Raw genomic sequence first — 13115 nt, 5'->3', positions numbered from 1 at the left:
GGAATGTGGGGTCGAGCCAGCATGAAGCCGAAAAGTATCCACAGGGATCGGCAATGAGTCCGCTGAGCGGTGGAATAGTTGACTGGATGTTAGTCTAAATTGTGGACACCTCGAATTGAGACAAGATGATACAATAATTCTCAATTGAGGTGAATCCGATGGCCAATCAATATGATCGAGCGTTTAAAGAACAAGCGGTTCAACTCGTGTTGACCCAACAAAAAAGTGGCGCGCAAGTGGCGCGCGAACTGGGCATTCCCAGCAAAACCTTGTATGCCTGGGTCGCTGCCTACAAAGCCGACCCGGTCGAACCCTTTGTGGGTCGTGGGCATCTGAAAGCGGAAGACCAAGCCCTGCACGATTTGCAGCGACGCATTCGGGATCTCGAAGAGGAGAATGCGATCCTAAAAAAAGCGATGCGCATCTTCACCAACGATCGGAAGTAATCTATTCAGAAACTCCTGTCCGGAGAACCGCTTACGACATCGCGTAAAACGACGCGGATTTTTCGGACACTAGGGCCGGAACGGTCCGAAGTCACGCCTGGGGAGACTCACATAAGACGTGCTCCGTCAAAGACGGACATGCACAGGTCGCAGAACCAGGAACTTCGCGGAGTGATCCGGGAAACCCCCACCTCAACCCGATAGGGTTAGGTGGCGGGAGAGTTCATAGAACCCGATATGTTTCGTATCAGATGCGGCCCGATCGGCAACGATTCTTAGTGGGGTGTGCACTAAGTAAGGCCGTGGTGTCTTCATTTCACGGATGTAAGCCAACTGGACCTATGTCAATAAAATGGACACCCAAAATGGAGACATTAGCCGTGTCGCGCATGATACGCCGCATCGGCCTCGGCCGGAGTCTGATAATCCAGAGCACCATGGATCCGCTGCCGATTATAGAAAATCTCGATAGAGGCAAAGATCGCCTGTTCGGCTTCCTCTCGACTTCGACATGTCGTCAGGTAAAACGGAAAGCGAGGATGCGTCATTGTCACACGCTCAGCGCAATATCCGCCGGATTCCGCGTTCGTTTTGGGCGCTAGTTGCTGGCGATATGCTTTCGACTTTAGGAGTTAGTATCTATACCCTGGTTATCTTATATATTGTCCAGCAATATTCGTCCAATATCCTGCTCAATGGCTTCGTGGGGGCGCTCAGTCACATTCCCCCGGTTATTGCCGGTTTCGGACTCGGGATGTTAGTAGATCGCATGTCCCGAAAGCGAGCCATGGTGATGGCGAATTTTTTCGTGGCGATGCTGGCGTGGATTCCTCTATGGGCCAACTTGCACACAGTGTGGGGGTATACCCTTGTGGTTTTGACGGATTTTTTTATCCAAACCGCGATGTATTGGGAGCAGTTGGGGCACAACGCCTATGTGAAGTTTCTCGTGCCTCCGGAACACCTGGCCCGAAGCGAAGGGATTTTGCAATCCCTCGCATCCCTTGGCTTTCCTGTCGGCATGATTTGGGTATTTTTGATCGTGGGACATGGTCCTATCCGTTGGCTTCTAGGCATCAGCGCGGGCGTGGCAGGAATTGTGGGGCTTATTACTTGGATATTTTTGCCCGCGGATCCTTTGCCTTTGCAGGATGATTCCGGAGGCACGCCGTGGGAATTATTTGAGGAAGGTCTGCGGTGGATTAAAGAAGTTCCCTCGCTTTTATGGTATGTCTATCAGACTGTGTTCGCGAATGGGGCCATTAACATTCTCATGGCGTTAATCATCTACGATATGGGACATCAAGGCTTATTTCACCATGTGCCCATTATCGCCGTGTTAGGGGCGGGTTTGGGAATGGGGCTCGGTGGATTAACTGTATCCACTTTATCGTCTCGAATCCGTCTATTATGGCTCATCATATTCGGACGTTTGGTGTTTGCGCTAGGGTTGATAGGAATCGCGCAAAAGTTTTCCATATTCGCTGTCGCGGCAAGTCTGACTCTCATTTTTTGGGGCCAAAATGTTTCGGGAACAGCCTTAGTGACATGGCGCACTCAATCCACGCCGTTAGCGTACCAAGGGCGAATCAGCAGCACGGTGGCTCAGATTTCTTCGCTGACATCATGGACACTAATCATCGGGGTGAGTGCCTTAGATCAGGTGACCCACCATGTCGCATTGGGGTTTTATGTGGCGGCAAGTCTGGTGTTGGTCAGCTTGGCGGTCATCGGAGTCGGCATGAGGACGGGTCATTTTCGATTGCCTCGATATCTGGGCGACGAGACCAGTAGACGGCCGATAAACGAGTCATGGTAGTAGAGGAGTGGTGCCACAACGGCACGGCTGGATGGCGGAATTCCAAAGCCTACTCATATAGCAGATAATTATAGCAGATAATGAAGCGCTCGAACGATTTGACAAAAGCCAAGATACGGTCAAGACGCTGCTGCCGTTCTTCGGGCCTCAGAAGCTCTAATCGAAAAAACCACGTTAAGTAGTTGAGTAGGACCCATGCCATGTCGCATCTTCCCACAATCGCTTCAGTGGTGCGCCTAGTGGTCGAGAATTCGTGACAACGTAAGATGAAACGCACCGCTTTTTCGGTACAACGTAACGTAGGGAAGGTTCAGATTAAGATGGGGATAAGATTTGTCTCAAGCGTGACCATAAACTAATTTTCCATGAAACGGGAGGAGGAGCGATATGGGTGGGACATGCTCCGCGTTGATGACTCCCCGCGCATAATACAAATTGATCGGGCAAATACACAGTGTAAGTATGGTGATTCCAACGATAACGAACCAGCAAGCCATCAATGACGTATACACCCGGTCGTGTCGCTTCGACCCCGAGAGTCGGTGCCCAGCCGTGCGCTCCGAATTGGCTGCTAAACGAACGGGGTACTGCCATCCAATGAGTCGTTTTCCATCCCAAAGCGACACCTTGGGCGGGGGGCACTTGAGTGACCCCGCTTTTCAGAGTGACATGAGGAGGGACGTTGGTGGGAATGACGGATACCACTGTTTCTGGTCGGCCTGTACGATTGAGAATCTGAAATCCTTCAAATGTTACGGGCCGTCCGACCCACCCTTCGTAGCCCTCTGTGAAAGATCCAGCCTGATCAGCCCGGAGTTCCGCACCGACGGGCCCGGAACCCATAGGTCGAGAAACTATCCAGAGTATCATGAGTCCGAGACCCATGACGCTCAGCACGATAGCTATGGCCCATCGTCTTCCCGTGAACACATGTCTGCCCTCCTTGAATTGTTCAACCTTATCCACCTGCATAGATTATATCTGAGCGCGTTGAATAAAGTCCGGTACTATGTAAAAAGGGCTAAAGATATAGGAATTATTGAGTTGTCTTGGTTGATTGAAAGCGGATATGCGGTCAATTCAAATGGCAATAAGTGTAGGTTGGTCTTTTCTCCGCTTTAGTTTACATAATCTCTCTTATCGGACACATTTCCTAAAATGATTAGGCTGTCTATCAAAACAAATGTATTTGTTTTAGTATCTAAGTGTTTATATTTAATGCCCTTTAATCATAACTACTCGTTATAAGAATTTTTCTATTGACTTTTGGGACTTTCAAGATTTAATAGAGCTCGAAAAGATTTTTTGAGGGGGATCGTATGAACTCTGGTGTTGCGGTCTCAGTTGTCGTAGGTGCTTTTATCCTTGAAGTTTTTTAGGCATCGCGTCCCAGTTTCAACATTCTTCTCCTCGTAAATGTTTTGGCTTCTCTTTCGTAATGTTTTATCTTGGGAGGTGATTTTCGATGTCACGCTCTCTCGTAGTTACCTTGTTTGGTGTTGTAATCGCGGTTGTCATCTACGTATTCCCGTTTTTTTCTGGGTCTCCGCAACCGCATATTTCTCGCTCGACGCCCTACAACCCTTATGGTCCTCACCCGATTTCTGGTTTGTTTCCGCGTCATGGAAATGCTCTTGTTGACCAAGAAGCTACATTACTATCGTATTGTCCAGTCGGTCAACAAGAGGCTTGGCTAGATAGTGGACGTCCTCCTGTTTATTGGTCTCCTCAAAACCAATATTATTATTTTGAGGAATTTGGCGCGTCTCGGACTAGCATTGCGGACTCCGTGGTTTTAACGCCGGACTTCGTCAACATGTTCAATCCCTCGCCTTTTCCCTCTTGGTATGGTCATCCCTTTCATTAGTGTTTAGGTTGATTAGCGTTATATAGGGTCTTATTGACAGCTGTACCCGCAACATCCATTACATAGCCCGATAGTTTCGTCGAGTCGGCCTGTGTAATAGTTTGGCATTGTGCCGGTATCCCTCCACATTGCAGTAGTAGGTGCCCGCTCCGCTGAGGGATCTGAGTAACCAAATCCATACTCCTACGTATGGCATCTCATCGGTGGATCGCCGCGAACGGATCTAGACCTGTCGGATGCCCGACTTTTTGCCATATTCTCCTCCTATGGTCTCTTAGTATGACCAATCATTATCTAACAAGTAATAGGTAACCGATGTATGGCATTTAAAGAAAAAGTTAGGCCATTAAGTGAAGACTAGCCAAAAGGGGAATAATTTTAAGGGCATGATATGATTCGATGGTTATGCGTCACTTTTCTTGGCAATTTTATTTTAAAAGACTATACTTAGCTTGTGCATATTTTTTGCATTTAATTAAGCAATCTTATCTGGGAGGCTTGCACATTTTGAACCGGAGTAACCGGAGCGTTGGGGACAATGACTTACACGAAAACGTCGTAGGATTTTGGGGCCTGGTAAGTCAAAGCTTAGCGGGCATGGCACCGAGTTGTGATGTTGTAGCATTTATGACAGCTGGCGCGGCGTTTGCGTTAGTGGCACTGCCATTGTCCTATTTGCTGGCCTTTGGCCTTATGTTTATTGAAGTGAACACCCTCTATCATTTGAGGGTTTTTCATAACTCAAAACCCGCGACTCCCAAGGGGTCTGTAGCCTGAGAGAAAATATTTCCCCCTGAATCGGACGCAAAAAGGAGTTCCTACCATCCCTGGCGAAGTTTTAGTTACCCAACCAAACAAGCCAAGAGGAGGAACTCACCATGTACTCTATTCGCCAAGCATCGTTCTTTTCCCTGCAGGATTGGATAAAAGATACCGAATGGGATGACCAGTTGCAGCGAATTTTAGATCAGGTACCCCTCAGCCCCGCATTGGCGGCATTACCACCACCGGCCCGCACGGGCCGCCCGGAACAGCATGATCGACCGACCATGATCCGCGCTTATATAGCGAAAGCGGTGGAGCAAATTCCCACCACCGAAGCCTTACGGGCTCGCCTGCGCCGCGATCCCGTGTTCCGCTGGATTGTCGGCTATCGCGGGAAATCCGATGTCCCCTCGGCGGCGACCTTCTCGCGTCTGTTTAACCAATTGAGTCGCTGTACGAGCCTTCAAGTCATCCATGCCCAACTCGTTGAGACGGCACGGGAACGCCATCTCGTACCGGATGACGTGGCGGCGTATGATGCGTCCGACATCCCCGCCTATGAGAAAACGCGTCGGCATGCCGACGCGCAAGATCTCGAGCGGGCTAGTTGGGGGATGAAGACCGGGCCCAAGGGCCAGAAATATCGGTGGTTCGGCTACAAGTTGCATCTGTCGGTGGCGGCCGGGAGCCTCTTTCCGTTGGCTGCGCTGACCACGACAGCCATGGTGCATGACGTGAACATGGCCCGACCGCTGGTCCAGATCACCACCGACCGGAACATGGGGCAGCAGGTGGCGATTTTCGATGCCGGGTACGATCAGGCGACCCTGTATCAGGATCTCCATGCGCAAGGACTGATTCCCATTATCCCGCTCAATCGCCACGGGGGTGAGGCACCCGAGGGTCGCAACACCCTGGGGCGTCCAACCTGTTCCATGGGTTACCCGCTGACGTTAGCGGGCTATGATGCGACCACGGAGACCCAAAAGTTTCGATGTCCCCATGCGACAGGACATGTCGAGTGTCCCATGGGCATGGCATGGTGTTCCCCCTCGAACTATGGCTATGTCCAGAAAATGGCGATTGCTGACAATCCCCGCGAAGTGGGGCGCATCGTGCGCGGAACGGCGACATGGGATGCCCTCTATAACTTGCGGACGAGCGTGGAACGGGCCTTCAGCTACCTGAAGGAACAACTGAATCTCCGCACCGTCCGCGTGCGCGGACGACGAAAGGTGCATACCCATCATCTCTTCGCAGTCATTGCCTTGGCCGCGACGGTGCTGGCTTCCACCGTTTCATAGCATTCCGCTCCTATCACGCCTCGGCGGTGAGGCGAGCGATCCGGGGTCGTTCGCCGGGCATCGTATTGCCATGGCGCGAGAATCATCCTTTCCGAACCCGTGTCAGAACGTTGAGAAGGGTGTCATCATTGGAAGGGACAGTTATCCACAGTCGTGCTTCGTCGAGTTATGAAAAATCCTCATTTGTCTAAGGACCGGGCATCCGCTGGGGGCTATTATAGTTATGTGTCAGCGGGATTAGGTCCTAAGGCATCATTACTTACAGGTTTTATGGTAATTTTTTATCAAACCCTCAGCGTTGCGGGGATTCCTGTCTATATTGGTGGAGTCTTCTTACCTGGTCTTGCTGCACGTTTGCATATTAATTTTCCGCACGAATTTTGGCTATTTGCCATCTTGTTTTTTATTGGCGTCCCTTGGCTCTTAGCCGTCATGGGTATTCGCCCCAGTATCAAAGTCCTCGCCACCACCAGTCTTATCGAGATTAGTTTTTTGATCGTTGCGTCTATTATCATAATGATTAAGGCAGCACCATCAACTCCTCTACGGCCCTTCGAAATTGGTTCTGTGGGGATTCGAGGCGTATCATTAGGAATGGTCTTTGCTATTACAAGTTTTATTGGCATTGGTAGTCATAGTTCCCTGGGTGAAGAAACTAAGGCCGTTCAAACCCAACGAGGACGCTTAATTGGTAAAGCAGCATTAGTCTCCTTAACCTTGACGGGTGCCGCATTAACATTGTCAGCATATGCTTTAACCGTAGGCTGGGGCATGTTTCGCATGAATTCCTTTTCGACCGCCAATGCACCGGGAGTGACCGTTTTTCTCCGGTATTTGGGACCAATTGGTGCCGCTTCCTTAGTCATTTTGGCTCTTAACAGCGCCTTAGCAGATAGTATTGCGCTATTAACAAGTTCCTCCCGAGTTCTTTACGCAATTGGACGCGATGAACTCATCCACACTGGCTTTGCGCAAGTCAATGGCCGCCGAGCCCCTGCGCGCAGCGTGAGCGCCCTCGCTGCATTCGCGGTAATAACGGGAATTGGTATTGCCTCATGGCTTGGGCCAAGTACTGCCTTCAATGTGATGACGACGGCCGTATTATTTGGTTTAGTCTCTGCCCATACCCTTATGAACATTTCGTTAATGAGACTGTTTCGCAAAGAACATCAACAGTCCCACTTTCTTCAACATGTCGTGCTTCCCATTTTGGCTATTGTTTTGTTCTGGTGGGTGCTTTATGAATCGGTTTGGCCCATCGCCTATCCTTTAAGCCTTTCCGCCCTGATTTGGCTCTTAGTCCTGATTCCATCTCTGATATATATTGCCAAAGTCAGTGGACGGGTGAGTTCTGCACAAAAACATCGTTTGGGGTTGCCCGCTCCGGCAGCGCCTAAGAAACCAAAGTGATGGCTAATTGTATTCCCTACAGCTTCTTAGGGTCTCTTTGCGCTCTTTTTGACACGTACGCGTTGCCCTTCCCGGCACCTCGAATTCTCTTGATATGCATAGATGGCGATATGCTGGGTTTCTGGCAAAAAGCTCCACGTCAAGATCGTGCCGATAGCCGCCATAGCGCCAAAGAAAATCAACCCGGCTCCTGGCCCCCATAACGCTGATAGAAAACTATAGCCCAACACACCGACGATTCCTCCAAGTCTGCCGCTAGACTCTGCAATCGCTTGTGCAGACGCACGGATCTCTGTAGGCATTCGCTCCGCTGTCGTAATGACTGTCGTCTTGTCAGGACCCACCGCCCCCGCCGCATATGCCAAAACCAGCAACACCCAAGCCACTCCGACTAAATTCTGATGATGTCCTATATTCCCGTGAATCGCTAGTAACAACGTGCCCAGAAGAAGTAACGCAGCCGCCCGACCCCAAAATCCCCATAGTTGAAGAGGCCGCCTACCTACTCGGTCAATCATCCACACCGTGATGAGCGCGGCAGGAATGGTTACAGCCTTGACTATGACACTATGCCATGCGGCTAAAGAGATGCTCGTACCAAAAATGCTTACAAACATCCACGGCAGAAAGATGGTAAGACCTTGATCACTGACTTGATAGCTCAACCAAGTCAGGGCTGATACACTTACAATATTGCGATATTGAGGCACGCTGAGAATATGAATTACATCACGCCACGAACTAGCCCGGTGCGACGCCCATTCCAATGATTCTGGCAAGAATCGACGCCACCACAATATGGGGACAACCAAAAGAGCGCCAAATGCTAAAGGTATACGCCAACCACCGGGATAATTGATCGTTAAAGCACCAAGACCATAGGCAAAAAGCATCCCAAAGTTTGCAGCCCACAATGCCCACGCCATGATTCTTCCCCGGTCCCTTTGCCCAATATATTCGACCAAATAGGGAAAAACGACAGCATATTCAGCACCCACAGCGAATCCCACAATCATTCGACTGAGAATAAGCCACATCAAGTTGGGACTCACGGCACTGAGCACGGAGGCGATACCGTATGCTAAAAAATCAACCAGCAAAATTAATCGACGTCCCACATAGTCGGCGGCAAATCCCGCTACCATACTGCCAAGCATCATACCGATAAAGGCTGACGAACCCAACAATGCCATATCAGCAGGGGATACATGCCAAATTTGAACGACTTTCGGCAAAGCGACAGAGATAGCAGCCACATCATACGTACCAATAAAGACCCCAGCACTGACCGCGACAATAACACGACGGTGACTCCCCACGTTCATCCCTCACCTTCCTACTCCTTGTATTATAAATGATAATGCTTCTCATTATCACCAAAATAAGATGCCGACCTTTTCTTATTGAAGACAAAGTCGGCGTGTTATTCAGCGTATTTGTCCGCTGGGTTTTAACTAGGGAATCATCTCAAATCCTTCTCGTGTATCGCAGTCATTGAGTCAACCACTCCTCAAGGAGTTTAGGAGTAACGCAATAACGTCCCCAATGGCGAGGACCTCGTCCGAAGGCCGGGTCTTTGTGGGTTCCAAGACCAGTCAAGACGCCTAACGCCCCCGTGAAACGTTGATGGTAGGTCCAAATATTCATCGTCACGACGGTTGGAATACCCGCTTGTTGTGCAGCCGTTAAGCCAACGGCGGAGTCTTCTAAGGCCACGGCCTCATCTGGAGCGACTCCTAACTGTTGTAAACATTGATGATAAACGCATGGGTGCGGCTTTTTCTTTGCCACATGATCGCCAGCCACGACAACCGGAAAAATCTTTCGCCATTGCGGGCCAAAATGTGTCAGCAGTAATGCCTCGACATTGGCATATTGCGTCGTCGTCGCTATCGCCACCGGAATATGCCGTTCGTAACACTCCGAAACCAGAGACCGAACCCCAACACGTAATGGAATAGCACCAGCCCAGACCCGTTGAATAAAAAGCGATGTCTTCATCTGGTGAATTTCAGCAATTTGCGCAGCGGATAGCGAAACCCGTTCGGGATGCTGCGTTTGATAATAGGTTAAGCGTTCTTGTCCTCCAGGTATTTTTAACAAATCGCGATACAGGGAAATCGACCACCGGAATGGCAAATTCCATTGTTGGAACACATGATTAAAGGCCCAAAGATGCCCATCTTTTTCGGTATCTGCTAAAGTTCCGTCAACATCAAATATCACACTTTTTAGCACCATAAGGCATCATTCAATTCCTGTGACCATGCCGTCATCATCTACATGCACCCGGTACGCAGCGGGGTCTTTAGGTAATCCGGGCATACGAATCATATCTCCTGCTAAGGGCACAATATACCCCGCCCCACGAGCAATATCGATATCGCGAATCGTCACACGAAATCCTTCAGGGCGCCCCAGAAGTTTGGGGTTGTCACTTAACGAGTATTGGGTTTTAGCAATGCATACCCGCAAAGCGTCTTCTCCCCAAGTATGAAGGCGAGCCAATGTTTTCAACGCGGCGGGGGCGTAATCCACGCCACTTCCCCCATAAATTGAGGTGACAATTTTTTCTATTTTCTGTTCTAATGATTCGGTCTTCTCGTAAAGGGGAGCGTAGTGACTACTCGTTTCATCCAACTGCTGCATAACCAAATGAGCCAGCCGTTCTCCTCCGAATCCTCCCTGGCCAAAAACATCGGCCAAGGCCGCAGGAACACCATGATCGGCCAATTCTTTCAGTAACCACTCGATTTCTTCTTCGGTATCCGCAGGAAATTGATTAATAGCCACCACGATCGGTAACCCAAAGCGACGCAGGTTCTCAAGGTGCTTATTCAAATTGGCCATACCCGAATGCAACGCGTCCAAATTAGGTCGATTAATCTCCCGTAATGATTGACCTCCGTGGTAGCGGAGAGCACGCAAGGTCACGACAACGACAGCCAAATCTGGCGCCAAGTTCGCTTCTGGAGCTTTAATGTCAAGAAATTTCTCTGCCCCCAAATCGGCTCCGAACCCGGCCTCTGTGATAACCACATCCGACAATCGCAAACCCGCTTCAGTGGCCACAATACTATTACAACCGTGCGCAATATTAGCAAAAGGACCGCCATGCATAATGACGGGTGTCTGTTCACGCGTTTGAACCAAATTAGGCATCATGGCCTCATCCAAAATAGCGGTCAATGCATCCTCAGCCCCCAGGTCGGCCACCGTAATCATGTCATGGCCTTGACTGGCAATAACCATTTTACTTAACCGTGTCTTAAGGTCTGGTAAGTCACGGGCCAATGTCAGAACCGCCATTACTTCGGATGCTGCGGTAATATCAAAACCGGTTTCGCGCACCACACCTTGTCCCGGTCCACCAAGTCCGACAATTATATGGCGTAAAGCACGGTCATTTACATCTAGTACACGTTTCCATAACACGCGTTTGGGATCAAGGTGCAGACGGCTCCCGTGAAATAATTCATTGTCAATGAGGGCCGCTAACAGATTATGGGCAGCCGTAATCGCATGAAAATCCCCGGTAAAATGCAAATTGATGGCGGTCGATGGTTCCACCCGAGATGCACCCCCACCCGTTGCACCGCCTTTCATACCAAAAGTGGGTCCCATAGACGGTTCACGCAGCACAGCCGTAGCGTTGACGCCGATCCGGTGAAGCGCTTGGGATAACCCCACAGACATGGTTGTTTTGCCTTCCCCAGCGGGTGTGGGATTAATCGAGGTGACCAAAACTAATTTGGCACGACGGGGTTGTTGATAAACGATGTCCAAGGGAATTTTGGCTTTAAACGTACCATATTGCACAATATCGGATCGGGATAATCCGATTTGCGTAGCAATCTCAGTAATCGGCTTTAAATCTTGACTCATCATCACTAATCGGTCCCCTATATGCTGTATTTAACACCACCGTTACTATACCCTAAGATGGCAATCGTTGACGAATTCTTGTAAAAGTGAACGCCGAAATTTGGGCCATCTTGGCTTGTCCGGTTAGATGTTCCTAAAATGGGAATAATGACGCATGATCCCATAATGAAGAGGTTCATGAGATGGTAAAGGAGGTCTTAGCGCATGCTAGCCCTAGATATTTCCGTCCTTATTGCCGCCATTGTGAATGCCTTGGCTCATGAAAGTGCACATGGCATCGTCGCTCGTCATCTGGGCGGTCATTGGCTAGGGCTTCGTTGGCGTTCTGGCCGCTTATCTACGGCGATTGATATGACGGGTCTCAATGTTAAGGCCCATCGCCAAATTGCCATGGCAGGAGTTCTAGTAGACTTGGCGATGGCCCTTGTATCCAGCTTATTGTGGTTCCGCTATGGTTTGTCATGGGCCAAAGGACCGGTTATTTGGACCAGTGTCAGCCTATTAATTAATGGATGTCCACTGATTCCCCACTCGGATGGCTGGCAGATAGTCTTTGGAGGACGCCGTCTCGCCAATCCCAAGGGTTAATATGTTCTTCAGGGAGTAACTGATGCAATAAGGGCTCGTGGTTTACGAATCGTTGCACATTATCTAAGGCTCCCTTGATCATTTTCTGTAATGCTTGACGGGTTACACCGGACACATGAGGTGAAAAGAGAACCCGATGGCGAATAGGCTCGGGCAGGTGTAATAAGGGACTATTGGGATCAATAGGTTCGGATTCAAACACATCTAACGCGGCACCGGCAATTTTTTGGTCAATAAGAGCCTGCGCCAAGGCCTTTTCATCCACCACGGGCCCCCGCCCAACATTAATCACAATAGCCGTTGACTTCATCATATCGAATTGCAAATTCGAGACTAAGTGATACGTCGCTTCCGTTAACGGCACAGTCAACACAACAATATCCGATGATCGCCAAATATCATCAGCCGATACATATTGAACGCCATATTGACGTTCCCAATCCGGCACAGGATGTCGTTGATGATAGAGAATGTGTACATCAAAGGGCAGTGACAACCGGGCTAAGGCTTTCCCAATGTAGCCAAAACCATAAATACCCAGAGTCAACCCGTTGAGATCCTGAATTTGTCCTGCCAGACGCTGGCGATCCGAAAACCGAGCTTGTGTAACCATCTGATGGGCGGCTGCCATGTTTCTTAATAAATACATGGCTGACATTAATACATGTTCCGCCACAGCATGGGCGTTATGACCCGGATTATGAGCCGCCACAATTCCCCGTCTTCGTAATTCCACCATGTCAAGATTGTTATATCCTGATCCAAGTGTCTGGACAAACTGAAGATGATGCCAGGGTGTTAAGGTATGGCTATTAACTGGGTTGCCCGCAGCGATCATGCACACGGCCTGATCATAAATTCCCAGTCTTTGCGACGCCGCAATATCATCCACAAACCGGACATCCAATAACGGAAAATGGCTCACCATTTGCCGGATGAGAGGTTGTTGGGCGAAAGAGATGACCAAGGGTCGGTTTTGTTCGCGATAAGTCATTAACTACTCGCCTCACAATCATATATCATGGCTCGAT

At 49.6% G+C, this 13115-nt stretch carries 13 protein-coding genes; 7 read left to right on the top strand and 6 right to left on the bottom strand.

Features of this window, described 5'->3' with window-relative positions; genetic code table 11:
* The first annotated feature begins 158 nt into the window (after positions 1-158).
* On the top strand, positions 159-446 hold the full coding sequence (locus tag B8987_RS15575) for a transposase (RefSeq protein ID WP_020374130.1): 288 nt from the start codon (positions 159-161) through the stop codon (positions 444-446).
* A gap of 374 nt (positions 447-820) precedes the next feature.
* Here the strand turns inward: B8987_RS15575 and B8987_RS19725 are convergent, their stop codons facing one another.
* A complete protein-coding gene (locus B8987_RS19725; RefSeq protein WP_020374129.1) occupies positions 821-994 on the bottom strand; it encodes an IS3 family transposase in 174 nt (57 codons plus the stop codon).
* On the opposite strand from B8987_RS19725, the gene B8987_RS15570 reads away from it, so the two are divergent.
* Complete coding sequence (locus tag B8987_RS15570) at positions 994-2265, top strand: MFS transporter (RefSeq protein ID WP_020374128.1); 1272 nt, start codon at positions 994-996, stop codon at positions 2263-2265. The genes B8987_RS19725 and B8987_RS15570 overlap by 1 nt on opposite strands.
* A 315-nt stretch (positions 2266-2580) precedes the next feature.
* Here the strand turns inward: B8987_RS15570 and B8987_RS15565 are convergent, their stop codons facing one another.
* Entirely contained in the window at positions 2581-3195 is a 615-nt protein-coding gene (locus B8987_RS15565) for a hypothetical protein (protein WP_020374126.1), read from the bottom strand.
* Between the two features lie 535 nt (positions 3196-3730).
* Between B8987_RS15565 and B8987_RS15560 the strand changes: the two genes are divergently transcribed.
* From B8987_RS15560 to B8987_RS15540, 4 genes are all read left to right on the top strand, one after another.
* Positions 3731-4132 (top strand): hypothetical protein, encoded by a 402-nt coding sequence (locus B8987_RS15560; RefSeq protein WP_084661691.1) that lies wholly within the window; start codon positions 3731-3733, stop codon positions 4130-4132.
* 507 nt (positions 4133-4639) lie between these two features.
* Positions 4640-4909, top strand: a complete 270-nt coding sequence (locus B8987_RS15550) for a hypothetical protein (RefSeq protein WP_139793569.1) — start codon at positions 4640-4642, stop codon at positions 4907-4909.
* A gap of 101 nt (positions 4910-5010) precedes the next feature.
* The gene (locus tag B8987_RS15545; protein ID WP_020375712.1) at positions 5011-6201 is read left to right on the top strand and encodes a transposase; all 1191 of its coding nucleotides are present in this window, start codon (positions 5011-5013) and stop codon (positions 6199-6201) included.
* Between the two features lie 153 nt (positions 6202-6354).
* Positions 6355-7611, top strand: a complete 1257-nt coding sequence (locus B8987_RS15540) for an APC family permease (RefSeq protein WP_139793568.1) — start codon at positions 6355-6357, stop codon at positions 7609-7611.
* Positions 7612-7637: 26 nt separating this feature from the next.
* Here the strand turns inward: B8987_RS15540 and B8987_RS15535 are convergent, their stop codons facing one another.
* The 3 genes from B8987_RS15535 to B8987_RS15525 form a co-directional block, all read right to left on the bottom strand.
* On the bottom strand, positions 7638-8936 hold the full coding sequence (locus tag B8987_RS15535; protein WP_084661687.1) for an MFS transporter: 1299 nt from the start codon (positions 8934-8936) through the stop codon (positions 7638-7640).
* A 166-nt stretch (positions 8937-9102) separates the two neighbouring features.
* The gene (locus tag B8987_RS15530) at positions 9103-9852 is read right to left on the bottom strand and encodes an HAD-IA family hydrolase (RefSeq protein WP_020374093.1); all 750 of its coding nucleotides are present in this window, start codon (positions 9850-9852) and stop codon (positions 9103-9105) included.
* Positions 9853-9858: 6 nt separating this feature from the next.
* Positions 9859-11499 carry a formate--tetrahydrofolate ligase gene (locus B8987_RS15525; protein WP_139793567.1) on the bottom strand — a complete coding sequence of 547 codons (1641 nt, stop codon included), beginning with the start codon at positions 11497-11499 and terminating at the stop codon, positions 9859-9861.
* Positions 11500-11700: 201 nt separating this feature from the next.
* Between B8987_RS15525 and B8987_RS19445 the strand changes: the two genes are divergently transcribed.
* A complete protein-coding gene (locus B8987_RS19445) occupies positions 11701-12084 on the top strand; it encodes a hypothetical protein (protein ID WP_028963589.1) in 384 nt (127 codons plus the stop codon).
* On the opposite strand, the gene B8987_RS15520 is transcribed toward B8987_RS19445, so the two are convergent.
* Positions 12002-13078, bottom strand: coding sequence for a 2-hydroxyacid dehydrogenase (locus tag B8987_RS15520; RefSeq protein WP_020374091.1), 1077 nt, complete (start codon positions 13076-13078; stop codon positions 12002-12004). The genes B8987_RS19445 and B8987_RS15520 overlap by 83 nt on opposite strands.
* Positions 13079-13115 lie beyond the last annotated feature (37 nt).

It is taken from the genome of Sulfobacillus thermosulfidooxidans DSM 9293, assembly GCF_900176145.1.
GTDB classification, from domain to species: domain Bacteria; phylum Bacillota; class Sulfobacillia; order Sulfobacillales; family Sulfobacillaceae; genus Sulfobacillus; species Sulfobacillus thermosulfidooxidans.
This window is presented reverse-complemented; position numbering and strand designations above follow the sequence as displayed.